We start from the raw sequence: 26395 nt of genomic DNA on the forward strand, positions 1-26395 counted from the left end.
ACCTCAGGATTTGGCGAGGCGCAATGCGACGCAGCCGTCCATCACGAAGCGGCTGATGGCGTAGCGGCCAAGGGGGAGTGCGATGCGCCGCTCGAAGCGGCCCTGCGGCAGCTCGAGCCGGTGGATGCGCGCGTTGCGCAGCTCCGGCGGGAGGGTCCGCTGGCCGGAGATAATGAGAACGCCGTCACGGATGACCGTCTCGACATTGTCCGGATTGACGCCGGGAAGCGCGACCAGGATCAACAGCTCACGCTCGGTTTCGAGCACGTCGATCGGCGGCTCCCAGCAGGCTTCCTGGCGGCCGAACTGCTGACGCAGCCGATCGGCGCGGGTCAGCGAGTCCAGGGCTTCGGATAGCATCCAGTCGAGGGAATTTTTGGGTTGCATGATGCGAGCTCGGGGATGGGAAAGCCTGCATATGGGGCGGGTTCCGGGGAAATCCAGAGCGGTGGCGCCGAGGTGCCATGCGCCGTCGTGCGACCAAACAAACGAACGCCGCGGCATGGGCCGCGACGTTCCGTCATGGTGGGGGCGTGGGTCAGGCCGCGGTGCGGTACTCTTCTTCCGCTTCGAGGTTGATCACGGATGTGGCGAGCTCCGTCAGGGTGTGATCGGTCGCCTCTTCCTCGTCCAGCGTCTCCTGAAGCAGCCTTGCTGCGTCCTGCATGCCGAGCTCCTCGGCCCAGGTGCGGAGCGTGCCGTAGCGAGAGATCTCGTAGTGCTCGACCGCCTGGGCGGCCGCGAGCAGTCCCGCATCGAGCGCCGGCGCTCCCTTGAACTCCTTCATGATCCCGGCGCCCTCGTCGGTAATGCCGTTGATGGCCTCGCAGGGCTTGCCGCGCGCAGGCTTGCCCAGCATCTTGAAGATCCGGTCCAGCCGCTTGACCTGGCCCTGGGTCTCGCGCAGATGCTTGTTGAAGGCGGCTGCCAGCTCTTTCGACTGCGCCGCCTTCGCCATTTTTGGCAAGGTCTTGATGATCTTGCTCTCGGCGAAATAGATGTCCTTCAGCGTTTCCAGAAACAGGTCGCTGAGCATCTTCGGCGCCTGACGCGGTCGATGCGCCGCGGTCTTCCTGGTCGTGCGTTTCTTCGCTCGTTTAGCCATACGTCCTCCTCATGAGGTGACACCGGAAGGCGTCGCCTTCCTCAATCCTCGGGCGATCAAAACCTTCGGAGAACGAAAGTTCCAAACTGCAGCCGGCGTTCGCGGCGGTAGCTCAGGTCGGGCGCCTGCAGGGGTCTTCCTGGCGCTGCTGTCGGGCGATGCCGGCCATGGCGCGAAGCTCGCGATCATCATCGCGGTGGTGCTCGCGGGTTGTCTGCTTTGCATGCTGTACTTCGTCTCTGCGGACCCGATCGTGCGCACCCTCGGGCGTACCTGAAATGCCGTGCTCTCGCGCGTGCTCGGCATGCTGCTCGCCGCCTATTCCGTGCAGTTCGCCATCAACGGGATTGCGGCCGTCCGGGCGAGCCTGTCGTAGAGGTGCGACAGTCTGCTAATCTGTTGATTTTGCGGTCTGTTTCGGGGAGCGGGGAATTCGGCGACGAGACGGGGCGCGATCCGGTCGCTTTCGCTTGCGCTGCCGCATTGCTTTGACGTACTTCCCCTCTAACAAACGTCCATCGCCAAGAAGCCGAGAAGAAACCGAGATGTCGATGACTGCGGACGAACTCGACAAGAGGCAAGCCATCATCGACGCCTGCCGCCGCATGAACGCGCTCGGCATCAACCAGGGCACCTCGGGCAATATCAGCGTCCGGCATGTGGACGGGCTCCTGGTCACGCCGACCAGCGTGCCCTACGAGACCATGTCCCCGGACCAGATCGTCTTCATGGCCATGGACGGCGCACACGCGCCCGACCAGAAACCGTCCAGCGAGTGGCGCTTCCATCGCGACATCCTGACGTCTCGGCCCGACGTCAATGCCGTCGTGCACGCCCATCCGACCTATTGCACCATCCTCGCAATCATGGGCATGGAGATTCCGCCTGTGCACTACATGATCGCGGCAGCCGGTGGCGATAGCATCCGCTGCGCGCCCTATGCGACGTTCGGAACGGTGGAGCTGTCCGAACATGCGGTGCGGGCGCTCGAAGGCCGGCTTGCCTGCCTGCTCGACCACCACGGCATGATCGCGATCGGCAGGACGCTGGACAAGGCGATGTGGCTGGCCGTCGAGGTCGAGACACTGGCGCGACAATATCACGGCTGCCTCCAGATCGGACAACCGCCGCTGCTTCCGAGCGACGAGATCGAACGGGTCCGCCGGCGCATGGCCGGTTACGGCCTGTCGGAAGGGTAGGGCGGGCAGAAGGTGTTCGTGCGGATCAGACATCTCGTCGATCGCAAGGGGACGAACCGCACCATGGTTCGGCTCCGCGCGTTGTTGCGCAGCAACGAGTTCTACCTGATCCCCCTCGCCCTCGTGATCGGCACGCTCGCGGGTGCGATCGTGACGCTGATGGCCGAGATCGCGCAGATAGCGCATGTGGTGATCTACGGCATCCCGATCGACGTGCGCCTCTCGGCCAACGCCTATGTGAGTCCGTGGGCGGCGCTGATCGCGCCCGCGCTCGGCGGGCTGGCGCTCGGCATCATGGAATGGTCGCGGCGGCGCATGAAGATCTCGAGCGCGGTCGACCCGATCGAGGCCAATGCGCTGCGCGGCGGCAATCTGTCGATGCGTGACAGCGTGGTGGTGTCGAGCCAGACGCTGATCTCCAACGGCTGCGGCGCCTCGGTCGGCCTCGAGGCAGGTTATACCCAGATCGGCTCGGGGATCGCCTCACTGTTCGGCAAGTTCTTCAACCTGCGCCGCAACGATCTGCGCCTGATGGTCGGTTGCGGCTCCGCCGCGGCGATCGCGGCGGCGTTTGGTGCGCCGATCACCGGCGCCTTCTACGCCTGCGAGCTGATCGTCGGCGTCTATTCGGTCGGCAGCGCTGCTCCGATCCTGGCGGCCTCGCTCGCAGGCGCCCTGACTGCGCAATGGCTTGGCGGCGCCCCGTACTCGCTGGAGATACCCAAGGTCAGCGCGGTCGGCGTCGAGCAATATCTGGCACTGATCGGGCTTGCCCTCGTCACCAGCGGCGTCGGCATCGCCGTGATGCGATCCTCGCCGAAGTTCGAGCGCCTGTTCGCCTGGATGCCGGTCTGGCTCCGTCCGGTGATCGGCGGCCTCATCGTCGGCGGCTTCGCCATCATCACGCCGCAGGTGCTGGCGGCCGGCCATGGCGCCATGGTGCTCGATCTCTTTCACGACATGACGATCGGCCTGATCGCGGTGATCATCGCCCTGAAGGTGACGGCCTGCCTGATCTCGCTCGCCTCGGGTTTCCGCGGCGGCCTGTTCTTCGCGTCGCTGTTCGTCGGCAGCCTGATCGGAAAGTTCTTCGCGGCTGTGCTGCTGCTCATCAGCCCGAACTTCGTGATCGATCCGCTGGTCGCGATGCTGACCGGGATGGCGACGCTCGGTGTCGCCATCGTCGGCGGGCCCCTGACGATGTCGTTCCTCGTGCTCGAGATGACCCGCAACGTCGATGTCACCGCCGTGGTGCTGGCCGGCTGCATCGTCACCTCGATCTGCGTCCGCTTCATGTTCGGCCACTCCTTCTCGACCTGGCGCCTGCATCTGCGCGGCGAGACCATCCGCAGCGCCAACGACGTCGGCTGGCTGCGCAATCTCACCGTCGAACGCCTGATGCGCTCCGATGTCGGCAAGGTGCCGTCGACCACGACGATCGCCGCGGCGCGCAGCGAATTCGCGCTGGGCTCGAGGCCCGGTATAGTCATCGTCAACAACGCGGACGAATATGTCGGCCTCGTCCTGTTGCCCGATTTGTTCTCGAGCGATCTCGACACCATTGCCGACGACATCCAGGTGATCGAGCTCGCGCGCCTGATCGACATCGTGCTGATCCCGGAAATGAACGTGAAATCGGCGATGGCGGTGTTCGACGAGGCGGAGGCCGAGATGCTGGCGGTGGTCGATTCCACCGACAGCCGCAAGGTGGTCGGCTTCCTCACCGAGACCTTCGCCCGCCGCCGCTATGTCGAGGAGATCGACAAGGCGACGAGGGGCGTGCTGGGGGCCCTGTCGTAAGCATCTGCTATCGGGCAGGTGGGGCTGCAACGAGCCAGGCCACGATCCGGCGGACCAGCGGCAGGACCACGAGTAGCGTCGGAAACGCGACCAGCCAGGGCAGCGCCCAGGCGCCCGGCCAGATCGCGAGGAACGCCGGCGTTGCGCCGAGGCTCCGCAGCGTCGAAATGACCGAGACCACTGCCGTCATGAAGATCGACAACACAAAGGGCATCACGATCGGCGCATAGCGCGCCGGCAGTTTGCGAACCGCAATCATCTGATTTCTTTCGAGGAAATGGACGCGTCGATCACGTTGAACCCTTAAATGGCATCGATCCCGACCACGTCGGTTGATGCGTTGGTTCACGTGAAACGCTTACGGCGACCGAAAACGGCGCCGCTGTTCATTATCCGCTCAGGTTGGATGGTTCAAGCTGGATCCGATCGTTCGGTTTACAATCCTTCAAAGCGTGGCGGTTTGCCGCGATCGGGAAACCATTTCAGTGGTTTACGCGTTACAGACTGTTTGCCTGCGTATGTTTCGGTGAAAACAGAGGAAGATCAAGATGTGTGATGGACCGATGATTTCCGCCGCCGGCCGCAACGCTGTCCTGGCCGCGTTTGCTGGCGTGGCGCTGCTCGCAACCTCGGTGTCATCTTCGGCTGCGGCGTCCTCCGGTACGGCCCAGGCGGTGTCCTCAAAGGCTGCCGCTGCAGGTCAGGCCACCGCCGCCGTCACCGATTTCAGCGCAGTCCGCCGTCGCCACTACCATCGACGCGGGCCGAGCGCGGCCGGCCTCGCCTTCATGGGCGCGGCGGCGGGGATCATCGGAGGGGTGATCGCCGAGCAGCGCCGCCGCGACTACTACGAGAACCGCTATTATTATGGCCCGGGTCCTTATTACGGCGGCCCCGGCTATTACGGCGGCGGTCCCTATTATGGTCCGCGCTACTACTACCAGCCTTACTAGCTGGGCGAGCGTCTTCGCCCTGATCTGCGGAACGCGTTTTCCGGATTCGTGAGGGGCGGTGCCTTGCACCGTCCCTTTTCGTTGCTTGCGGGCTGCCCGTCGTCCGCGCTGTTTCGCTGGCTTGTCAATCTCCCATGGCTTTGCCGAAATTCGGAAATTGGCATGTCCGCGATTCAAAATGCGCGGTGGAGGAGCGGCATTGCTGCCTCGCACTCCGTCATGGCGAGTGCAGAGACTTGTCCGCCGAAGCCTTCGTCGAAGGCGGAAGCAATCCAGAATCTTTCCGCGGCGAAAGTCCGGATTGCTTCGCCGCAAGGGCTCCTCGCAATGATGGCGTGCAAGCAGCGAGCGGCACACTCCGCTCTTGTGCCTGGGACGCACGTAGCGCCTAGCGATCCGCTGCAGAGCCGGAGCCCATCCCGCCGCGCGCTGCCGTGTTGCTCTGGGTCCCGGCTCTGCGCCACAACTCTGGCGCGCTGCAGCCTGTCCGGGACATGAGAAAGCCGCAGTGCCGCGCCGCAATGACGACCCGCCAAACGACGCCTGGCGCCGGTCAAATATTCGGCGATTCCGCCCGGGACGCCAATGGACTTGCCCGCGGCAATCCGGTTCAATGGGGCCGCGCCACTTGCGTGAAGCTGTCGGGAATGCTCTTTGCTTCGGAGTTATCCGTGGGGCCTCCGGCCCCGATCCAGAGAGATGAGATGAGCAAACTCGTTATCAGCGCCGGCGAATTCACCTTCGATGCCCGCTTCGAGGAACAGCTGGCGCCGAAGACCGTGGCCGCCTTCCGCAAGGCGCTGCCGTTCGAAAGCCACATTATCCATGTGCGCTGGAGCGGCGAGGGCGTGTGGATGCCGCTCGGCGACCTCGATTTCGGCGTCGGCTATGAGAACCACACCAGTTATCCCGCGCCCGGCCAGATCATCCTTTATCCCGGCGGCATCAGCGAGACCGAGATCCTGCTGGCCTATGGCGGCGTGCATTTCGCGAGCAAGATGGGGCAGCTCGCCGGCAACCATTTCATCACGCTGACCTCGGGCCTGGAGAACCTGGCAACGCTAGGCAAGAGCGTGCTGTGGAAAGGCGCGCTGCCGATCCGCTTCAAGGAAGTCTGAGTGATTGACACGAGCTACCCGCGCGATCTCCGCGGCTATGGCCGCAACCCGCCGCATCCGCAATGGCCCGGCAATGCGCGGGTCGCGGTGCAATTCGTCGTCAATTTCGAGGAAGGCGGCGAGAACAACATCCTGCACGGCGACCGCGCCTCGGAAGCCTTCCTGTCCGACGTGCTCGGCGCGCAGCCCTGGCCGGGCCAGCGCCATGCCAACATCGAATCCATGTTCGAATATGGCTCGCGCGCCGGCTTCTGGCGGCTGTGGCGGTTGTTCACCGCGCGCAACTGGCCGACCACCGTGTTCGGCGTCGCCACTGCGCTGAAGCGAAATCCCGAGATCGTCGCGGCGATGAAGGAGGCGGCCTGGGATATCGCCAGCCACAGCCTGAAGTGGATCGAGCACAAGGACATGACCGAGGCGCAGGAGCGCGCCGAGATCGAGCAAGCGATCCGCGTCCACCTCCAGGCGACGGGCTCGCGGCCGCTCGGCTGGTACACCGGGCGCTCCTCGATCAACACCAACCGGCTGCTGATGGAGGAGGGCGGCTTCCTCTATCTCTGCGACTCCTACGCTGACGATCTGCCCTATTGGGTGAAGGGACCAGGCGGCAAGCAGCTCATCATTCCCTATACGCTAGACGCCAACGACATGCGCTTCATCAACCCGCAGGGTTTTGCCGAAGGCGAGCAGTTCTTCACCTATCTGAAGGATGCCTTCGACGTGCTCTATGCCGAGGGCGAGACCGCGCCGAAGATGATGTCGGTCGGCCTGCACTGCCGCCTCGCCGGCCGGCCCGGGCGCGCCGCAGGGCTGATGCGCTTCCTCGATTATATAGGCAAGCATGAGCGCGTCTGGGTGCCGACGCGATTGCAGATCGCCCAGCACTGGCACGACAAGCACGCGCATCTTGCCGCCGACGCATTCGAGATCGGGTGAGAGGCAATGTCGCAGATCTCGCTCGCCGATCTCAACGCTGCAAGCAAGGCCGATTTCGTCGCGGCGCTCGCCAATGTCGTCGAATATTCGCCATGGATCGCCGAGCAGCTCGCGGCAAAGCGGCCGTTTGCCGGCATCAATCAGCTGCACGCTGCGCTGATGGCGGTGATTCAGAGCGCCGAGCCTGACGCTCAGTCGGCGCTGATCCGGGCGCATCCCGATCTCGCCAACAAGACGCAGCGCGCCGCTGGCCTCACGGCGGAATCGACCGACGAGCAGAACAGCGCCGGGCTCGACCGGCTGTCGGACGCCGAATATGCGGCGTTCGAGCGTGCCAACAACGCCTATCGCGATAAGTTCGGCTTCCCGTACATCGTCTGCGTGCGCCGTCACACCAGGGATTCCGTGTTGCGCGATTTCGAGACGCGACTGCTCAATATCGCCAAGACCGAGACGCGGCGTGCGATCGAGGAAATCGGCCGCATCTCCGCGCTGCGGCTGGACCAGCTCGTCATTGCCGACGACAGGCTGAAGGTGCACGGCCGGCTCTCGACGCATGTGCTGGATAATCACATTGGCAGGCCCGCGCCGGGCATCCCGATCGAGCTGGTGGAGCTCGCGAGCCTCGGCGAGAATCGAGTCATCGCGCGCGCGGTGACCAATGCCGACGGCCGCACCGACCAGCCGCTGATCGGCGGTCGCCCGCTGCCGATCGGCCGCTATGAGCTCAGATTCCGCGTTGCCAAATACTACGCCGAACGCAATGTGCCGCTGTCCGATCCGCCGTTCCTCGATGAGATCCCGCTGCGCTTTGCGATCGGCGAGCCGGAAAGCCACTACCACGTGCCGCTGCTGGTCACGCCCTGGAGCTATTCGACCTATCGCGGCAGCTAGAGATGTAGGTTCGGCGGGCTGTCCGTGGTTCACCTCGCCCCGAAGGGGAGAGGTGAACCGAACCATCCCGCTCTAGCTAGCTACCGAACTTCTCGTGCAGCGCCGGAAACAGCCGATCCGGTTTGAAGGGCGGTGCGGTGAAGCGAATTCCAGTGGCATCCGCAATCGCGTTACCGAGTGCAGCGGCGACGGGATTGTACGGGCTCTCGCTCATCGACTTCGCGCCCAGTGGCCCGATCGTGTCGGACGTCTCGGCGAAGAACACCTCCGTGCGAGGAACGTCGGCGAAAGAGGGCAGGTGGTAGTCGCGGAATTTCGGGTTGACGACGCGGCCGTTCGCGTCGATCACCATCTCCTCATAAAGCGCAGCGCCGAGCGCCTGCGCCACGCCGCCTTCGACCTGGCCGCGGCACTGCATGGGATTGGCGACGACGCCCGCGTCCGCGGCGTGCACGCTCCTGAGAATCCTGAGCTCACCGGTGCCTTTGTTCACCGCGACGCGAAATCCCTGCACGTTGAACCCGACCGAGCGCGGCGTGCCGCCGGAATTGCCGGTGGCTGCGAACGGCTGGCCGCGCTCGCGAGCGAGCTGCGCCAGTTCCGCAAAGGGCATGCGCCGCACGCCGCTGACGACGGCGTCCCCATCGAGCACGCAGGTTTTCACGTCGCACAGCCACGCGCCGGCGGCCGCCGCCTTCAGCTCGGTCGCAAGCTGAATGGCCGCCGCATGCGTCGCCTTGCCCGCGACGAAGGTGCCGGCGCTGCCATAGGCGCCGGTGTCGTGGCCGCCATGGGCGGTGTCGGACTGGCGCAGACGGATTCTCTCGACCGTGGTCGCCAGCACGGTCGCGGCGATCTGGAGGTGCACGGTGCTGGTGCCGTTGCCGAACTCGGCCGTGCCGACGGTGAGGTCGAAGCCCCCGTCGTCGCGCAGCGCGATCGTCGCGTCGGCGATGTGGCCGGCCGGTGGCACGGTGTCGATCATAGTCAGCGCAATGCCGTCACCGATCAGCCATACCGGCGACAGGTCCGGCTGCGGGCCATCGGCCTGCATCGCGCGCTCGACGAGGTCGAGGCATTGGTCGAGCCCGTAGGAGCCATAAAGCACGTCGTGATATTCGGACGGCGGCGGCGACAGCATGGGATCGCCGGGCTTGACGATATTGCGCCGGCGCATCTCGTAGGGGCTGATGCCGAGCTGCCTGGCCAGCTCGTCGATCGCGGCCTCCACCGCGATCAGCGCCTGCGGCAGGCCGTAGCCGCGAAACGCGCCCGCCGGCACGGTGTTGGTGTAGACGGCGGCGCCGTCCACCCTCTTGTTCGGACAATTGTACACGCTGATGGACTCGGCCAGCGCGTGGAACATCACGGGGCCGGCGTGATTGCCGTAAGCTCCGGTGTTGGAGAGCACGTCGAGCTGGACGGCGGTGAGCTTGCCATCGCTATCGGCGCCCGCCTTGATGTGGACCCGCATCGGATGCCGCGTCGAGGTCGCGATGAACTGCTCCTCGCGGGTGAGTTCCAGCTTCACTGGCCGCCCGGTTGTGAGCGCGGCGAGCGCAAGGACATCCTCCACGAACATCTCCTGCTTGCCGCCAAAGCCGCCGCCGACGCGTTCGCAGAACACGCGGACCTTGTCCATGGGAAGCCCAAAGATGTCCGACAGCGCACGCCGGGTCAGGAACGGCACCTGCGTCGAGGTGCGGACGTTCAGCACGCCAGCGTCATCGAGCCAGGCGAGGCCGCCATGGGTCTCCAGCGCCGCATGCTGTACGCGATGACTGTGGAACGTGGCCTCGTAGGTGACGGCGGACGTCGCGAGCGCCGCCGCGACATCGCCGAATTCGCCATGTGTTTCCGCGGCGAGATTGCGCCGGGCGTCCGCGACGCGGTTCGCCGTGGTACGGTCGGGATGAATGATTGGCACGCCCGGCGCCATTGCCTGCTCCGGATCGATCAGCGCGGGCAGAATCTCGTAACTGACGTTCAGCCTGCGGCACGCCTCCTCGGCGGCGGCTTCGGTCTCGGCGACGACGGCGGCGACCTTCTGTCCGATGAAGCGGACGACCTCGTCGAGGACGCGGGTGTCCTCTGGGTCCATCCACTCCCTCTCATGCCGCGCGGTCGAAATCAGGACAGACGGCGCATCCTCATGCGTCAGCACGGCGTGGACGCCGGGGACGCGAAGGGCATCCGACTTGTGAATCGCAACGATCCTGGCGTGAGCGTGCGGCGAACGGAGCAGCTTGATGTGCAGCAGTCCGTCGATGGCGGTATCGAAGGTGTAGCGTGCCCTGCCGCGCACGATGTCGGGACCTGCGGCGGCCGGCAGGCTGCGACCGAATGCGGCGCCGGCCTCGACGCTCGCCTCGACATTGGTCTTGCTGAGGATCGCGTCCTCTATCGAACGATAACCGGTACAGCGGCAGATATTGCCCTTCAACGCTGCGCCGAGATCGGTGCGCTGCGCCTGGTTCAGGGAGGCGCAGGTCAGGATCATGCCGGCGGTGCAGAAGCCGCATTGAAAGCCCTGCGCATCGAGGAAGGCCTGCTGCATCGGATGCGTGCCGTGATCTCCGCCAAGACCTTCAATCGTGGTCACATTGCGCCCCTCGGCCCGGAACGCCGGGATCAGACAACTGTGCACCGGCTCGCCGTCGAGCAACACGGTGCAGGCGCCGCAATCGCCGGCATCGCAGCCCTTCTTGACGCCGAAATGGCCAAGCTCGCGCAGGAACGTGCGCAGGCATTGCCCGGCGCGCGGCTTCTGGGAAAACACCTTGCCGTTGACCTCGACGCTCATGGCCGCGTTGCTCCCATGAGTTCGGCGCGAATTTCCTCGGCGAGCCGCAGCGTCATGTGCTTGCGCCAGATTGGCGCGCCATGGATGTCCGCGTGGTACAGATCGTCGGTGATCTGCTGCATGAGCGCGGCGCGGAGCGTGCTCGCGTCCGGGGCTTTGCGAAAGAGTAGCTGGATCGGCCGTACCGTCGCTGCGGTAACCGTGAGTGTCAGCGCATCATCGGCTTCGAGGCTCCCGATCAGGAGCGCCGCCGAACGGCCGACCGGCGCCAGCGAGATCTGGCGGAAGGCGGTGCGGCGCTTCAATGCGGCGGTTGGGATATCGATCTGCCGGAGAAGGTCGCCTGGCGTCAGACGATTGCGCTGGTTGCCGGTGACGAATTCGGCGACGGGAAGCTTCTGTTCACCGCCGCTCGCCTTCCAGATGGTGCAGAGGCCGTCGAGCGCGGTGGTGAGCGAGATCATCGGTCCCGCCGGTAACGACATGCAGAGGTTGCCGCCGACGGTCGCGGTTTTCCAGATCTTGAACGAAGCAAGGAAGGCGCGGCAGCACTGGCTGATCAGCGGCACCGCGAGCCAATCGGACGGGCAGGCGAGTCCATCGAGCTCTGCGATGGTACAAGTGGCGGCGATGCTGAGGTGGCTGTCGGTGATCGTCAGCGCTGGCCATTCCAGATCGGTGAGATCGATCAGTCGTGTCAGATGCGTTTGCGGCTCCGAGAACAGCCAAGTGCCGCCAGCGAGCCAGGCATCACCTGCCGTCCAAACGGGCAACTGCGCGCGCGTTTGCGGATGGGCGACCGCTGTGATGGTATTCAAGTCCATGCTTGCGCCACCGCTCCCGCCGGCTGAATCAACGAGAAAGTGTCGCAAGACGGGAGCCAAGTGGCAACAACAAGTCGGAGCAGGGACGCAGCCGTCCTCCGTCTTGCAGGCCTGCCGTCAGCGGGGGAGAGGAGAAGCAGGATCATGAGTGACGCAAGGCCGATTTGGATCAGGGATCCGCTGGCCATCCTCGCCGATCATGCCGAGCGCGGGATCGTGGTGAAGGACGGCCGGATCGTCGAGCTCGTGCCGGCCGGCGGTGTGCCCGTCACCGCGGATGTCGCGGTGTTCGATGCGGGCGAACACGTCGTCCTGCCGGGCCTGATCAATACCCATCATCATTTCTACCAGACGCTGACGCGGGCGCTGCCGGCCGCGATGGACCGCGAGCTGTTCCCCTGGCTTCAGGCGCTCTATCCGGTGTGGGCGAGGCTGACGCCTGACGCGCTCGAGCTCGGCGTCACCGTGGCGATGTCCGAGTTGCTGCTCTCCGGCTGCACCACCACGACCGATCACCATTACGTGTTTCCGGCGGGTCTCGAAGACGCCCTCGATATCGAGGTGGCGGTGGCGAAGCGTCTCGGCGTGCGGGTGCTGCTCACGCGCGGCTCGATGAACCTGTCGCAGCGCGACGGCGGCCTGCCGCCCGACAGCGTGTTGCAGGACGAGGACACGATTCTCGACGACAGCGCGCGCGTTGTCGCAAAGCATCACCAGCGCGGTCCGGATGCGATGGTGCAGATCGCGCTGGCGCCGTGCTCGCCCTTCTCGGTGACGACGTCGCTGATGCGCGCGACCGCCGATCTCGCTGACAAGCTCGACGTGCGTCTGCACACCCATCTCGCCGAGACCGAGGACGAGAACGAGTTTTGTGAGCAGATGTATGGCTGCCGCCCGCTCGACTATCTCGAGCAATGCGGCTGGCTCAATGCGCGCACCTGGCTCGCTCACGGCATATTTTTCAACGCCGACGAAATGAAGCGGCTTGGCAACGCCAAAACGACCATCAGTCATTGCGCCTGCAGCAACCAGCTGCTGGCGTCCGGTTGTTGTCCGGTCTGCGAGATGGAGGAGGCTGGCGTCGGAATCGGCATTGGGGTCGACGGCTCGGCCTCGAACGACGGCTCGAACCTGATGCAGGAGGTCCGTGCCGCCTTCCTGCTGCAACGCGCGCGCTATGGCGTGGCCAAGGTCAGCCACAAGGATGCGCTGCGCTGGGCGACCAAGGGCTCGGCGGCCTGTATCGGCCGGCCGGAACTCGGCGAGATCGCCGTCGGCAAGGCCGCCGATCTCGCGCTGTTCAGGCTCGACGAGCTGCGCTTCTCCGGTCACGGCGACCCCCTGGCCGCCTTGGTACTATGCGGCGCGCATCGGGCCGACCGGGTGATGGTGGCTGGACAATGGGCAGTGATCGACGGCGCGATCCCGGGCCTCGATGTGGCAGACCTCATCCGCCGCCACAGTTCCGCGGCGCGGGGCATGCAGGGGGGATGATCAGGACCGGATAGAAAGAGGGGGCGACCACAAGTGCCGGGTGCTTCTGGCCACCCCCTCCGAACCTCCTCCGGGAGGAGCAGGTGATTTGGGCAAAGCAAGAAGCGTGCTACTTGCCTGGCAGCTTGTCATCGATGCCTTTCACGTAGAAATTCATGCTGAGGATCTGGCCGTCGTCGAGGTGATCGCCGCCCTTGCACTCGACCTGCTTGCCGTCCTGCCCAATGATCGGGCACTTGAACGGGTGCAGCTTGCCCGCGGTGATCGCGTCCTGGGCATCCTCGGCCATCTTTTTCACGTCGTCGGGCATGTTGGTGTAGGGCGCCATCGCGAACATGTGGCTGTCGAGGCCGCCCCAGGTGTTCTCGGACTTCCAGGTGCCGGCGAGCTCGGCCTTGACGCGCTCGATGTAGTAGGGGCCCCAGGTATCCAGGATCGAGGTGAGCTGGGTCTTGGGCCCGAACTTGATCATCTCGGAATCCTGGCCGAAAGCGAGCTTGCCGCGCTCGCTGGCGATCTGCATGGCGGCGGGCGAATCCGTGTGCTGCATGATGACGTCGGCGCCCTGGTCGATCAGAGCCTTGGCGGCGTCGGCTTCCCTGCCCGGATCGAACCAGGTGTTGGCCCAGATGATCTTGACCTTGATGTTCGGATTGATGGTCTGCGCCGCCAGCACCGTCGCGTTGATGCCGGAAACGACCTCCGGAATCGGGAACGAGCCGATATAGCCGAGCACGCCCGATTTCGACATCTTGGCCGCGATCAGGCCCTGAATATAGCGGCCCTGATACCACTTCGCCGAGTAGGTCGACATGTTCGGGTTGCGCTTGTAACCGGTGGCGTGTTCGAAATGCACGTTCGGATATTTCTTGGCGACCTTCAGCGTCGGATCCATGTAGCCGAAGGACGTCGTGAAGATCAGCTTGTTGCCGGCGCGGACGAGTTGCTCGATCGAGCGCTCGGCGTCGGGGCCTTCGGGCACGTTCTCGAGGTAAGTGGTCTCGATCTTGTCGCCAAGTTCCTTCACCAGCGCCTGACGACCCAGGTCGTGCTGATAGGTCCAGCCGAGGTCGCCAATCGGACCCACATAGATGAAGCCGATCTTCAGCTTGTCGGCGGCGGAGGCTGCACTGACGTTCCCGGCAAGCAATAGCCCGGCGGTCAGCGCAAGAAGTGATTTCCTCATCATCGATCTCCAACATCAGGGGAAAGCCACGATCCGCAACGCACGCGCCCCATCGCGCCCGCCGTGGAGTGAGGTTCAGCGGTCAGGCACGAACACCGTGCCGAGCGCGGCTGGCGCAGTCGAACCGCCGCTGCGTGCGCGGGAGAGCAGGACCAGGACGATGACGGTTGCGAGATAAGGCAATGCCGACATGAATTGCGAGGGAATGCCGACGCCCCAGCCTTGCGCGTGCAGTTGCAGGATCGTCACCGCGCCGAATAGATACGCGCCGACCACGAGCCGGCCCGGCCGCCAGGACGAGAACACCACCAGCGCCAGCGCGATCCAGCCGCGGCCGGCGGTCATGCCCGGAATGAAGAACGGCGTATAGGCGAGCGGCAAATAAGCGCCGGCAAGGCCGGCGCAGGCGCCGCCGAACATCACGGCGAAGGTACGGATACGCAGCACGGGATAGCCGAGCGCATGCGCGGAGACGTGATTGTCGCCGCAGGCGCGCAGGATCAGCCCCGCGCGCGTGCGGTACAGGAACCACCAGACGCCGACGATCAGTGCGACTGTGAAATAGACGAAGCCGTCCTCGCCGAACAGCACACGGCCGATCAGCGGAACGTCCGTCAGAACGGGAACATGGAGGTGCATGGCCGGCGTGATGCGCTCGCCGACGAAGCCGGCTCCGATCAGGCCGGAGAGCCCGATGCCGAGGATGGTCAGTGCGAGGCCAGTTGCAACCTGGTTGACCGCAAGCCCGAGAGCCATCAATGCAAAGATCAGTGACATCAGCGTGCCCGCGACGATGCCGAACAGTGCGCCGATGACGATCGATCCGGTCAGCCAGGCGCCGGCAAAACCGCAGGCGGCGCCGACGATCATCATGCCCTCGACGCCGAGATTGAGCACGCCGGAGCGCTCGGTCACGAGCTCGCCGGTCGCAGCGATCAGCAGCGGCGTGGATGCGGCGAGCACCGCCAGGATGATGGCTTCAACCAGCTCCACGGGCCACCTGTCGGCTCGGGAAGACCAGCTTGAAGCGGTAGAGGATGAGGGAATCGCAGGCGAGCACGTAGAACAGCAGAATGCCCTGAAACACCTTGGTGACGTCCAGCGGGATCTTCATCGCGATCTGCGCCTGTTCACCGCCGATAAAGGTCAATGCGAGGAAGAGGCCTGCAACCAGTATTCCAAGCGGGTTCAGACGGCCGAGGAAGGCCACGATGATCGCGGTAAATCCGTAACCAGGCGAGATGCCAGGCTGGAGATGCCCAACCGGACCTGCAACCTCGACGATTCCGGCGAGGCCCGCCAGTGCGCCTGATACCGCAAAGGTCAGGATGATCAGCTGATTGGCCTTGAAGCCGCCGAACCGCGCCGCACGGGGCGCAGCTCCAACCACGCGGATCCCGAATCCCCTGATGGTTCGCCCGAGCAGGATCGCCGCTGCTGCGACGACGAGGAGGGCGATGACGGAGCCGAGATGCAGCCGGCCCCCTTCAATCAGGAGAGGGACTGTTGCCACCGGATCAAACTCCGCCGTGGTCGGGAAATTGAATCCCTGCGGGTCACGCCATGGCCCGCGCACGAGATAGTCGAGGAAGAGGTCGGCGACATAGACCAGCATCAGGCTGGTCAGGATCTCGCTGGCGCCGAACTTGACCTTGCAGATCGCCGGGATCAGCGCATAGAGCGCGCCCGCTACGGCGGCGAGGACGAGCATGGCCGGCAGCACCCAGGCGCCGGCGTCGGTGCCTTGTGTCTTCACCGCGATCCAGCTTCCGGCCACGGCGCCGATCAGGAATTGTCCTTCGGCGCCGATGTTCCAGGCATTGGCGAGATAGCAGAGCGACAGCCCGATGGCGATCATCACCAGCGGCGTTGCCTTCACCGCGATCTCCTGGAGCGAATAGCCGTCGGTCAAGGGCGCGATGAAATAGGCGTGCAGGGCGAGCAGCGGATTCTTGCCCAGTATCGCAAACAGGATGACCATGGTCAGGATCGTGAGGCCGATCGCGATCAGTGGGGACACCAGCGCGATCGTGCCGGAGCGCTCGACGCGCTTCTCAAGCACCAGCTGCATGCGCGATCTCCTTCGGTTCCAGGCTGCTGCCGCCCATCAGGAGGCCGAGCTTTTCGCGGCTCGCTTCGCTTACTGCGAGCGGAGCGGAAAGCCTGCCATGGAACATCACGGCAATGCAGTCGGCGATCTCCGCGAGCTCGTCGAGATCCTGGCTGGTCACGAGGACGGCGGCGCCGGCGGTTGCGAGATCGAGCAGCGCCTGACGGATGACGGCGGCGGCGCCGGCGTCGACGCCCCAGGTCGGCTGGCTCACCACCAGCACCGCGGGAGCGCGCAGGATCTCGCGTCCCACGATGAACTTCTGCAGATTCCCGCCGGACAGGCTCGCGGCTTCCGGATCGCGTTTGGCCTTGCGGACATCGAACGCCTCGGTCGCACGGTCGACCGCCCTCAGCGTGGCCGCAGTGTCGATGAAGCCGTGATGGACCATGCCGCTGGCGGCGTGGCCGGTGAGCAGCACGTTCTCCGACAGCTTCATGCGCGGTGCGGTGCCGTGGCCGAGACGCTCCTCGGGCACGAAAGCGGCGCCCAGCTTGCGCCGCTGGGTGATCGAGAGGTGGCCGGCGGCGATGCCTTCGATCAGCACCGTACCAGGATCCTTCGAGAGGCGCTCGCCGGAAAGCGCGGCGAACAATTCGTCCTGGCCATTGCCGGCGACGCCGGCGATGCCGAATATCTCGCCGCCCTTCAGCTCGAACGAGATGTGCTCGAGCCGTACGCCATGCGCCTCTGCGGGGGCGAGCGAGAGATCATCGACGACGAGCCGCGGCACAGTGGTCTTGCGGCGGGATGCGGCCTTCACTTCCTTGATCTCTCCGCCGACCATCATCCGCGCGAGCGAGGCCGCAGTCTCGAGCCGAGGGTTGCAGGTCTCGACCTTCCTGCCGCTGCGGAGGATCGTCGCGGTGTCGCAAAGCCGTTTCACCTCCTCCAGTTTGTGGCTGATATAGAGGATGGCGCGGTCTTCGGCCTTGAGCCGCTCCAGCACGATGAAGAGCTGATCTGCCTCCTGCGGCGTCAGCACCGCGGTGGGCTCGTCCAGGATCAGGAATTTCGGATCCTGCATCAAGGCGCGGACGATCTCGATGCGCTGGCGCTCGCCGACGGATAGTTGCCAGACCTCGCGATGAGGATCGAGCGGCAGTCCATAGGTCTTCGACACCTGCTCTAGCCGCGCCGACATGTCCTTGAAGGATTCCTTGCCATCGAGGCCGAGCGCCACGTTCTCGGCAACGGTAAGATTGTCGAACAGCGAGAAATGCTGGAATACCATACCGATGCCAAGGCTGCGTGCTTCCGAGGGACCGGACAGCGCGATTCGTTGGCCCTGCCAGCGGATCTCGCCGGCGCTGGGCTGGATCAGCCCGTAGATGGCCTTGACCAGCGTCGACTTGCCGGCGCCGTTCTCGCCAAGCAGGGCGTGGATTTCCCTCGGCCAGATGTCGATGTCGATGGAATCGTTGGCGAGGAAACCGCCATAACGCTTGGTGAGGCCGATCGTCCTCAGGAGCGGAGAATCGCCGGAATGCTGGCCATTGGACGTCGGATCTAACATTCGCTGATGCGCTTGCATGCGTGAAGTGTCTCAATAGTGGGCCAGTTTGAACCGCGGCGTAAGATGTGAAAAAGCATCAATCCTTGCTCAACGCTTCGGCGGCGTCGCATAGCGCGCGATCAGACAAACGGCGTCATCTCCTTTTGAATGTCCTGCTACTTGGTCCAAACGCCGACGTGCAGCGCTTCAGCCTCCTTTTCCAGCAGCGGGCCGATGACCTCTGTCGGCCGCTGGCCGCTGGCGAAGACCTCGCGGCAGGGCAGGGCGAGGGTCGGGTTCTCCGGATGGTTGCCGGTGATGCTGCGCAGGCGATGCTCGCTGAGGCCAAAGACGACGCGGCCGATGCCGGCCCAGTAGATCGCGCCCGCACACATCGCGCAGGGTTCGGCTGACGAATAGAGCGTGGCCTTCGCCAGCACCTCGCGTCCGAGGGTGCGGCAGGCGCGGGTGGCCGCCAGACGTTCGGCATGCGCGGTGCCGTCATGATCCGGCATGTAACCGTTCTCGCTCTCGATGAGGACCTTGCCGTCGGCCCCGACAACGACGCAGCCGAAGGGATGATTGCCATGACTGAGTGAGCGGCGGGCGACCGCGAACGACAGGCGCAGGAAGTGTTCGTCACGTTCGGACGCGCCGTCCATCGCTGCTCCCCGGTCAGTGCCTGCCATGCGCCGGCGACCACGGTGGTCGGCTTCGCTCGTCCATGCTTCATACACAATCTGCCGTGGAACATCACCAGCCCGCCCGGACGGTCGTCGTCGATGGCATTTTCCGAATAACCGATTGAAAAATATCGATTATGCGGCCCGTCAGATCCTGATAAGGAATTACAGGCGTGGGCCGCCCGCGTGCCTGACCGGCGCGAGGCAGTCTCGCGCGCACTCGCATCCATGCTAATCACGCGCCCGTCGGGCCGGCCGGTGCGTGATCTTGCTGGCACCGAACTCGTAGCGTTTGTCGCCGGGACAGCAACTCCCGCAGTCCAGAGAAGAGGAAATTTGTCGAGATGGGGTCCGTCAACGCCGTTCAAAATGCGTCGCTCGGCGAAATGATCGTGCGTCGGATCAACGAGTTGGCCGCGATCTCGGAGGGAGGAGACAACCTCACCCGCGTCTATCTCACCAAGGAGCTGCGCGAGGCAGCGGACCTCATCCTGAGCTGGATGCGCGAAGCCGGCATGAGCGCGCGCCTCGACGCGATCGGCAACGTCTGCGGCCGCTATGAAGGCGACCGGCCGGGTGCGCCCTGCCTGATGCTCGGCTCGCACTACGACACTGTGCGCGATGCCGGCAAATGGGATGGACCGCTGGGTGTGATCACGGCGATCTCCTGCGTCGCCGATCTCAACCGCCGCGGCAGGCGCCTACCGTTTGCGATCGAGGTTATCGGTTTTGCCGATGAGGAGGGGGTGCGCTTCGCTTCGACCTTGCTCGGCAGCCGTGCAGTGGCCGGCACCTTTGACGAGAGTGTCTTGAATGTTTGCGACCGCGATGGCGTATCGATGCGCGATGCGCTCGTGCAGTTCGGCCTCGATCCCGCCGATATCGGTGCGGCCGCGCGGGCGCGGCGGGAGCTACTTGCCTACCTCGAATTGCACATCGAGCAGGGGCCGGTGCTGGAAGCGCAGAACCTGCCCGTAGGTGTCGTCACCGCGATCGCCGGCGCCACGCGCCTGGCCGCACGGCTGACCGGCATGGCGGGACACGCCGGCACCGTGCCGATGGGGCTTCGGCGCGACGCGCTTGCCGGCGCGGCCGAATGCATCGGTGCCATCGAGCAGTTTTGCCGCACCGACGAGGGCGGCCTGGTCGGCACTGTCGGCTACATCCAGGCGAGGCCCGGCGCGACCAATGTGATTCCGGGCGACGTGTCCTTCACCATCGATATGCGCGCGCCCACCGACATGCACCGCAAGCGCGCGGTGGCCGACGTCGTCCGCCAGATCGAGGCGATCGCAAAGCGGAGGCAATTGGCACTCCAGCTCGACGTCACCCACGAAAATCGCACCGCGCCGTGCGCGCCCTGGCTGAAGGTGCAGATCGCGGAGGCGATCGCCGCGGAAGGCTTGTCCGTGTTCGAGTTACCCAGCGGGGCTGGGCACGACGGCATGGCCATGATCGACATCGCAGATGTCGGCATGATCTTCGTCCGCTGCCGCGGCGGTGTCAGCCATCACCCGGACGAGCATGTCGAGCTCGCGGATGCCGACGCCGGCGCGCGGGTACTGCTGCGTGTGATCGAGAACTTTCAGACGCGGGAGAGCCGTGCCGCAGCGAGCTGAACAACCGGATGGCCGTTCGTCATCGGGGCGAGACACGAATCGGTCACGCTTGGAATGGTGACCGGCCATCGCCGGGATCGCGAGACACCAGGTGCATATGAACAGCGACATTCCCCTGCCATCACATCGTGGAAACCGGTTCTACCAGGGCAGGGCTGCGACCTTTGTCGCCAACGCCCTTCAGGCGGTCAATTTTCTCGGTGATCGGCTCCTGAGAAAGTCGCATCATCCGTCGTCGGCTATCGAGGACCTCTATCGGCATTCGATGGACAGCGCGTTCTCGATGACCGAGGCTTTCCTCGTCACGGGCGCGCCGCACGCATCCGCCTATTACCCCCGGGACTTCGCGTGGTTCTATCCCGACGTTCTCGCCCCCGAAACCATCATGGATGCTCAGGACGCGGTGCGGCGGGTGCGCCTGCTCGAGAAGAGCGTGCGCCTGCTGCTGGAGGCGGTCCGCGCCGACGTCGTCACCACGACCATCGTGCCCGCGGGACGCGGCCGGTATCTCGGAGTGAATTATTTCTCGCGGCCCTCGGATACGCTGCTCGGGATTCTCGCCGGTCTCCAGCAGATGATCTCTGCCGAGGAGAGGACGTCGTCCCATCTGGCGATGTCACAATGCGCGCATGCAGGCCGCCTGCTGCTGGCCGAATATGGCGGTGACCTGAAGCGGGCGATCCTCCGGCTCGCAGGCGAGCTCGAGCCGTTCAATGATGACGGTACCAGGTATTTGCTTTGCGATGTCCACGCACCTCGCTCCGCCGCAACAGACACCCGTGCCGAACGCAGGCGCTTCGTGACCAATGCTTCCGTCTACACGACCTTCGTGTGGGGCGTGAGGCTCGGGATCGTCGGCGAGAACGAGCTGAAGCGGCTGCTCGGGCGTGACCTCCTGCAATACAAGAAGGACTTGCTCTGCCTGTTCGGCAAGGACGGTCATATCAGGCATTCCCTGGAGGGTCCGGCGAGCTCGCCGGCATCATCGATCGCGCTGGATTTCGTCAGCGTGCATCGCGGATTCTGGAATATGAGCGATGCGAGCGAGCGGGCGCTGTTCTCGGCCACGACGGATCTGATCATTGGGGAGCCGCGGTTTCGCATCCCCAGCACCTTCCAATTCCTGGTGTCTGCGGACAATCCGCGGAACAAGATGATTCACAGGATTGCGGCTCCCGCCTACCAGGGACGTTCCTGCTGGCCGACGTTCAACGTCGAGTTCGCGGATCGCATGCTGGACTATGATGAATTCACTGGCAGCGATGCCTATCGGGCCTGCGCCCAAGGAATATTGAAGGATATTCGGGCGGCGACCGAGGTTCATGGCGGCTATCAGGAGCTGATCTCAGAACAGGGGCTGAAGTATCGCACCTGGGCCTATAAGGGCGCCGTGGCCCACTCCTGGTTTCCTCGCTTCATGTCCGTCTGGAGGAGGGCGTATGGAACGCCGCTCCTCCGCTGGATGGACGAATCCACTCGGTAACGTACCACTCACGCCACGAGATCCAGCAGCCGGCACGATCCGCGCACGAGCACCTTTCGTCCGGTCGTTGTGATGGCCGGCACACCATCGTCAATGACGACAAGGCCAATGTGACGAGGCTCTCGACGAGATGAGCCTTGAGACGGCCGTTCGACAGCGGGTTGCGAAGTGTGCGCAGGGCTGCCCATTGATCCGGTGAAAGATCCAAGTCGAAATCGTCGGTCATGTTGCCTCAGGCGATCGTAACATCCGCGCGCCCTGTTACCGGCGCTGCATGAAGACCATGCGACGACAATGAGTCCGGAATTCGGTGAGATGTTTAGAACGTCTCTTCACAAATTGCCGCACTTCGTTGCGCCACAAGAGTTAAGATCGTTCGCGCTCGAATATCGTCCCGATCTCCGATCACTAATTGATGATCTGCGCTTGATGTTGCAGTGCGACTGCCGCGGTGCACGAGAAGCGTCGCTGTCCTATTTTGCGTCGCGATATGCACAGAAAATCGTAAGACGAGTTGTTCGGGACTCTGCTAAGCCTATTTCACGGGGACTGGCTTCACACGACAGGGGTGTGAGTGCATGATGAGATTGGTTGAAATTCGTAATCAGGAATTTTTGTGCCGTGAGCGCGCAGCGCTCGATTCGGAACGTCGGGTGTTCTGGCTCGCGCAGGCCCAGGAATGGGAGCAGCGGGCGCTCGACGAAATCGCGTATCACTTTCGAGAGTGCAATCTCGCGCAGTCCGAGCTGCACGCCGCCTGACGCAGGTGGCTAATATTGCTTACTGATAAGTCGCCACGATATCGGAAACGGCGCGCTCGAGCTGCTGCGCGGTGGCGCATTGGCGCACGACGCTGCAAAAGGTCGCGTAGCGCGGCATCTCGGAATCGCCGAAGCCCCAGGCGAGCCGCCCCTCGGGATTGAGCCAGACAAGTCGCTTGGAGCGGTCGGAGATCCGGCGCAAAATGTCGGCGCGCGGATCGAGATTGTTGCTGCGGGCATCGCCGAGCACGATCACCGTGGTCTGCGGCGTCAGCGTACCCATGAACTCCTTCTCGAAATCGACCAGCGAAGAGCCGTAGTCCGACGAGCCGAAACCGACCTTGGACATGATCTCGGACATCGCCTCCTCCGGCGAGTTCGATTCCAGGATCTCGCTGACCTCGATCAGGTGCGAGGAGAAGGCGAAGGAGCGGACATCGTCGACCACCTCGTGCAGGGAGTGGATCAGCAGCAGAAAGAAATCGGACACTTGCGCGACGGAACCCGAGACGTCGCACAGCGCCACGATCTTCGGTCGGTCGCGATGCTTGCGCTTCCATGCCGTGAGGAAGGGCACGCCGCCCCAGGCCGCATTGCGGCGGAGCGTGCGACGGACGTCGAGATGGCCGCGGCGCTGGCGCTTGCGCGGCTTCGAGTAGCGCTCGCGCAGCCGGCGCGCGATCTGGCGGATGAGGGAGCGCATCTCGGCGACCTGGCGCCGCTCGATACGGGCAAGCGGCGCGTTGCGCAGAATCTCGTTGCGGAGATTCTCGGCCTCCTCCCGCGCATAGAGTGCAAGCCCCTGCGAGACCGTATCGCGAACGGCTTCGCGTAAAGCGTCGAGCGCGGCGCGCATACGCTCGGCCAGTGCCGGGTTGGTCGCGGTCAGCTCGTCGAGGTCGTCGCGCAGCCGCTGGAGGCCCATGGCGTCGAGGATGCGGCTGGAGAAGATGCCGCGCTGAGTGGAGTAGCGGATGTCGGACAGGGAGGCCGCCCCGGAGGCCCTGGCGATGGCGGCTGCGATCGCATTGCGGTCCTGCGACAGCAGCATCTGCGCGAGCGCACCTAAACCTTCGGGAGACTGACTTTCGCCGCCATCGCTGGGAGCGCCGGAGGAGGGCGGCTGATCTGCGTCCTGCGGAGTGTCGTCGTTGTCGGTCTCGGGCTGGTCCTGCCGCGGTTCCGGCTGACTGAAGAAGAGGTCAAAGCAGTCGCCGAGCGCGAGCTTCTCGTCCTTCGACTTGGCAAGCGTCAGGAGCAACGCGTCGCGCAGAACGGCGCGGTCGGAGATGCCGACCTGCGCGACTGCGCGCATCGCATCGATGCTCTCGGCCGGCGAGACGTGAACGCCGACGCCCCGTGCCGCTCGAAAGAAACGATGGAGATTCTCGCGCATCGGCGTCAACCGAAGACGTTGGACCGCGCCGCCTTGGCAATGAAGGTCGTTACTTGCGGCGTTGCTGCCTCGATGTCGGCTTCGTATTTCAGGAGAACATTGAGCGTGTCCTTGACGATCTCGGTGTCGAGCTCGGAAGCCTGGAGCAGCACCAGCACGCGCGCCCAGTCGATGGTCTCGCTGACCGACGGCAGCTTCTTCAGATCCAGCGAGCGGATCTCGTGGATGAAGCCGACCATCTGCCGACGCAGTGTCTGCGAGATGCCGGGGACGCGGCTTTCGACGATGCGCTCCTCGAGCCGCTGCTCGGGGAAGCCGATATGCAGGTGCAGGCAGCGCCGTTTCAGGGCGTCGCCGAGGTCGCGCTCGCTGTTGGAGGTGAGGATCACGGTCGGCGGCGTGATGGCCGAGACGGTTCCAAGCTCGGGGATCGTGACCTGGAAGTCGGACAGGATTTCCAGCAGCAGCGATTCGAACTCCGCATCCGATTTGTCGATCTCGTCGATCAGCAGCACGCAGCCGCCCGGCTGCTCCAGCGCCTGGAGCAGGGGACGCGGCTCGACGAATTCCTTGGAGAAGAACACGTCGCCGAAATCGTGGAGCTGGTTGAGCGCGGCATGCAATGTCTGCGCGCCGCCGAGAACCTCGCCGAGTTTGTCCTTCAGGATCTGCGTATAAAGAAGCTGCTTGGCATATTTCCACTCATAGAGCGCCTTGGCCTCGTCGAGGCCCTCGTAGCATTGCAAGCGGATCATCTTCATGCCGCGCCAGGCCGCGATCGCCTTGGCGAGCTCGGTCTTGCCGACGCCCGCGGGCCCCTCGACCAGGATCGGCTTCTCAATCTGCTGCGACAAATAGACGGCGGTCGCGATCTGCCGGCTCGCAATATAACCTTGCGCGGCGAGGCCGCTCTCCACTGCCTCGATCGACGTCGAGGCCTTCTGATCAGCCACGAATGGGCGCTCCCAAAGGTCCTGGTTGAGGCTTGTTCTGCCTGCGTTCCGGGCAAAGAACAAGCCTCGTTTGGGAGACATCAGATCCGCGTGAACGGCCTTTTTCCCGCTGAGCGCAAATAGTTGGGAGGCCTACCGTTCGCGCGGTCAGTGCTGCAGCAGCTCCGGCTTGCGGATCGTCTGTCTGACCTCGGCGCCGCAATCGGCGCATTCATAGACGAAGTCGATCTTGGCGAGGCTCCAATGTGGTTCGACCTCGCGCACATACATTGGCAGGAACCCCAAGCAGGTGGGACAAATCACAGGCGCGATTTCGATGTCCTGATGATGCTGAACGTAAGCTGGCATCTCGGCTCTCCTTCGCAGGCGACCACCAAACCCCGCCCGAAGGCTACTGCCGGTTACCCCGGAGCCCTCATCAACTCTTTCGAACAGAGGCGGAACGGCGGGTGTTTGTCGTTCGCTGTGACATTCTTGCTACGGCTCTGTACTGTACTGGGCCGTCCAAATGCCTATTTCACAGGCCGATCAGGTACTCGGACTTCACATCAACGATCAGGGAGCAACGCCCATGACCCATGCTATTCGCTTTCACAAGACCGGTGGCCCGGAAGTTCTGGTCTGGGAGGAGGTCGGTGTCGGCAAGCCCGGACCGGGCGAAGCGCGCATCCGCCACACTGCTGTCGGCCTCAACTTCGTCGACATCTATAACCGTTCGGGCCTCTATCCGGCGCAACTGCCGAGCGGGCTCGGCAGCGAGGCGGCCGGTGTCGTCGAGGAGGTCGGGCCCGGTGTCGCCGATCTGAAGCCGGGCGATCGCGTCGCCTACGGCGCCTCGCCGCTCGGGGCCTATTCCGAGGCGCGGGTGATCCCCGCGGACCGTCTGCTGAAGTTGCCCGATGGCGTCGATGACAAGACCGCGGCGGCGATGATGCTCAAGGGTCTGACCACGCAATATCTGATCCGTCAGACCTATCGGGTGAAGGCCGGCGACACCATCCTGCTCCACGCCGCGGCCGGCGGCGTCGGTCTGATCCTGAGCCAGTGGGCCAAACACCTCGGCGCAACCGTGATCGGCACGGTCAGCAACGACGAGAAAGCCAAGCTCGCCAAGGCGCATGGCTGTGACCATGTGATCATCTACACACGGGAAGATTTTGTGAAGCGGGTCGACGAAATCACCGGCGGCAGGAAGGTGCCGGTGGTTTACGACTCCGTCGGCAAGGACACGTTCCTCAAATCGCTGGATTGCCTCGCGCCGCTCGGCGTCGCCGCGCTGTTCGGCCAGTCTTCGGGCGCGGTTGAGCCGCTCAATCTCGGCCTGCTGGCCCAGAAGGGCTCGCTCTACGTTACCCGTCCGACGCTGTTCACCTATGCCGCCAAACGCGAAAATCTGGTCGCGATGGCGAACGAACTGTTCGACGTCGTAAATTCCGGCGCGGTCAAGATCGAGGTGCACCAGACCTATCCGCTGAAGGACGCCGCCAAGGCGCATGCCGATCTTGCGGCGCGCAAGACCACGGGATCAACGGTTCTCCTGGTCTAATGCTCGGCTGGATGGAGACGCAAGCTACCTGCTGGCC

General features: G+C 64.4%; 24 protein-coding genes and 1 pseudogene. 12 read left to right on the forward strand and 13 right to left on the reverse strand.

From position 1 onward, the window contains the following. Positions 1-3: 3 nt before the first annotated feature. Both XH87_RS03440 and XH87_RS03445 read right to left on the reverse strand, forming a co-directional pair. Positions 4-387, reverse strand: a complete 384-nt coding sequence (locus XH87_RS03440) for an Hsp20/alpha crystallin family protein (RefSeq protein WP_271525754.1) — start codon at positions 385-387, stop codon at positions 4-6. Positions 388-538: 151 nt separating this feature from the next. Next, positions 539-1105, reverse strand: coding sequence for a YciE/YciF ferroxidase family protein (locus XH87_RS03445; RefSeq protein ID WP_035705193.1), 567 nt, complete (start codon positions 1103-1105; stop codon positions 539-541). Between the two features lie 145 nt (positions 1106-1250). Here XH87_RS03445 and XH87_RS03450 point away from each other — a divergent pair. The 3 genes and pseudogenes from XH87_RS03450 to XH87_RS03460 all read left to right on the forward strand — a co-directional run. Beyond that, positions 1251-1481: pseudogene (locus tag XH87_RS03450) on the forward strand (MarC family protein); the annotation flags it as partial. 169 nt (positions 1482-1650) lie between these two features. Then, positions 1651-2304: a class II aldolase/adducin family protein gene (locus XH87_RS03455; RefSeq protein ID WP_193374118.1), complete on the forward strand. Its 654-nt coding sequence runs from the start codon at positions 1651-1653 to the stop codon at positions 2302-2304. Positions 2305-2316: 12 nt separating this feature from the next. Next, positions 2317-4104 (forward strand): chloride channel protein, encoded by a 1788-nt coding sequence (locus tag XH87_RS03460; RefSeq protein WP_271586170.1) that lies wholly within the window; start codon positions 2317-2319, stop codon positions 4102-4104. Positions 4105-4111: 7 nt separating this feature from the next. On the opposite strand, the gene XH87_RS03465 is transcribed toward XH87_RS03460, so the two are convergent. Further along, complete coding sequence (locus XH87_RS03465; RefSeq protein ID WP_271586171.1) at positions 4112-4363, reverse strand: DUF2798 domain-containing protein; 252 nt, start codon at positions 4361-4363, stop codon at positions 4112-4114. A gap of 289 nt (positions 4364-4652) precedes the next feature. Between XH87_RS03465 and XH87_RS03470 the strand changes: the two genes are divergently transcribed. The 4 genes from XH87_RS03470 (at position 4653) to uraD (ending at position 8005) form a co-directional block, all read left to right on the forward strand. Then, positions 4653-5057, forward strand: coding sequence for a hypothetical protein (locus XH87_RS03470; RefSeq protein ID WP_271586172.1), 405 nt, complete (start codon positions 4653-4655; stop codon positions 5055-5057). 704 nt (positions 5058-5761) lie between these two features. Continuing rightward, entirely contained in the window at positions 5762-6175 is a 414-nt protein-coding gene (locus tag XH87_RS03475) for a DUF3830 family protein (RefSeq protein ID WP_035705181.1), read from the forward strand. Beyond that, complete coding sequence (gene puuE, locus XH87_RS03480; protein ID WP_271586173.1) at positions 6176-7111, forward strand: allantoinase PuuE; 936 nt, start codon at positions 6176-6178, stop codon at positions 7109-7111. It abuts the gene before it with no gap. A gap of 6 nt (positions 7112-7117) precedes the next feature. Continuing rightward, positions 7118-8005, forward strand: coding sequence for a 2-oxo-4-hydroxy-4-carboxy-5-ureidoimidazoline decarboxylase (uraD, locus tag XH87_RS03485; RefSeq protein WP_271586174.1), 888 nt, complete (start codon positions 7118-7120; stop codon positions 8003-8005). Between the two features lie 76 nt (positions 8006-8081). Here uraD and XH87_RS03490 read toward each other — a convergent pair whose 3' ends face one another. Beyond that, positions 8082-10808: a molybdopterin-dependent oxidoreductase gene (locus XH87_RS03490; RefSeq protein ID WP_271586175.1), complete on the reverse strand. Its 2727-nt coding sequence runs from the start codon at positions 10806-10808 to the stop codon at positions 8082-8084. Beyond that, positions 10805-11632, reverse strand: coding sequence for an FAD binding domain-containing protein (locus XH87_RS03495; RefSeq protein WP_271586176.1), 828 nt, complete (start codon positions 11630-11632; stop codon positions 10805-10807). The genes XH87_RS03490 and XH87_RS03495 overlap by 4 nt, the downstream gene beginning before the upstream one ends. A gap of 144 nt (positions 11633-11776) precedes the next feature. Between XH87_RS03495 and XH87_RS03500 the strand changes: the two genes are divergently transcribed. Beyond that, positions 11777-13126: an 8-oxoguanine deaminase gene (locus XH87_RS03500; RefSeq protein ID WP_271586177.1), complete on the forward strand. Its 1350-nt coding sequence runs from the start codon at positions 11777-11779 to the stop codon at positions 13124-13126. 109 nt (positions 13127-13235) lie between these two features. Here the strand turns inward: XH87_RS03500 and XH87_RS03505 are convergent, their stop codons facing one another. The 5 genes from XH87_RS03505 to XH87_RS03525 form a co-directional block, all read right to left on the reverse strand. Then, positions 13236-14312, reverse strand: coding sequence for a BMP family ABC transporter substrate-binding protein (locus XH87_RS03505; protein ID WP_271586178.1), 1077 nt, complete (start codon positions 14310-14312; stop codon positions 13236-13238). A 75-nt stretch (positions 14313-14387) separates the two neighbouring features. After that, positions 14388-15305 (reverse strand): ABC transporter permease, encoded by a 918-nt coding sequence (locus XH87_RS03510; protein WP_271586179.1) that lies wholly within the window; start codon positions 15303-15305, stop codon positions 14388-14390. Then, positions 15292-16383, reverse strand: a complete 1092-nt coding sequence (locus XH87_RS03515; protein ID WP_271586180.1) for an ABC transporter permease — start codon at positions 16381-16383, stop codon at positions 15292-15294. The genes XH87_RS03510 and XH87_RS03515 overlap by 14 nt, the downstream gene beginning before the upstream one ends. Then, positions 16367-17938, reverse strand: a complete 1572-nt coding sequence (locus tag XH87_RS03520; protein ID WP_271586181.1) for an ABC transporter ATP-binding protein — start codon at positions 17936-17938, stop codon at positions 16367-16369. The genes XH87_RS03515 and XH87_RS03520 overlap by 17 nt, the downstream gene beginning before the upstream one ends. A gap of 155 nt (positions 17939-18093) precedes the next feature. Continuing rightward, the gene (locus XH87_RS03525) at positions 18094-18579 is read right to left on the reverse strand and encodes a nucleoside deaminase (RefSeq protein ID WP_271586182.1); all 486 of its coding nucleotides are present in this window, start codon (positions 18577-18579) and stop codon (positions 18094-18096) included. Between the two features lie 365 nt (positions 18580-18944). Here XH87_RS03525 and XH87_RS03530 point away from each other — a divergent pair, with 365 nt between their 5' ends. The 3 genes from XH87_RS03530 to XH87_RS03545 all read left to right on the forward strand — a co-directional run bounded on the left by XH87_RS03530 (position 18945) and on the right by XH87_RS03545 (position 22463). Continuing rightward, a complete protein-coding gene (locus XH87_RS03530) occupies positions 18945-20219 on the forward strand; it encodes an allantoate amidohydrolase (protein WP_271586183.1) in 1275 nt (424 codons plus the stop codon). 97 nt (positions 20220-20316) lie between these two features. Beyond that, positions 20317-21702, forward strand: a complete 1386-nt coding sequence (locus tag XH87_RS03535) for a hypothetical protein (protein WP_271586581.1) — start codon at positions 20317-20319, stop codon at positions 21700-21702. Between the two features lie 578 nt (positions 21703-22280). Next, positions 22281-22463, forward strand: a complete 183-nt coding sequence (locus XH87_RS03545) for a hypothetical protein (protein ID WP_035705100.1) — start codon at positions 22281-22283, stop codon at positions 22461-22463. Between the two features lie 19 nt (positions 22464-22482). Here XH87_RS03545 and XH87_RS03550 read toward each other — a convergent pair whose 3' ends face one another. The 3 genes from XH87_RS03550 to XH87_RS03560 form a co-directional block, all read right to left on the reverse strand. Then, entirely contained in the window at positions 22483-23859 is a 1377-nt protein-coding gene (locus tag XH87_RS03550; protein ID WP_271586184.1) for a vWA domain-containing protein, read from the reverse strand. A gap of 5 nt (positions 23860-23864) precedes the next feature. After that, complete coding sequence (locus XH87_RS03555) at positions 23865-24812, reverse strand: AAA family ATPase (RefSeq protein WP_271586185.1); 948 nt, start codon at positions 24810-24812, stop codon at positions 23865-23867. 147 nt (positions 24813-24959) lie between these two features. Continuing rightward, positions 24960-25160: a hypothetical protein gene (locus tag XH87_RS03560; protein WP_035705099.1), complete on the reverse strand. Its 201-nt coding sequence runs from the start codon at positions 25158-25160 to the stop codon at positions 24960-24962. A gap of 223 nt (positions 25161-25383) precedes the next feature. On the opposite strand from XH87_RS03560, the gene XH87_RS03565 reads away from it, so the two are divergent. Continuing rightward, positions 25384-26358 carry a quinone oxidoreductase family protein gene (locus XH87_RS03565; protein ID WP_271586186.1) on the forward strand — a complete coding sequence of 325 codons (975 nt, stop codon included), beginning with the start codon at positions 25384-25386 and terminating at the stop codon, positions 26356-26358. Positions 26359-26395: the final 37 nt, after the last annotated feature.

Source organism: Bradyrhizobium sp. CCBAU 53415 (genome assembly GCF_028128735.1).
GTDB lineage: Bacteria > Pseudomonadota > Alphaproteobacteria > Rhizobiales > Xanthobacteraceae > Bradyrhizobium.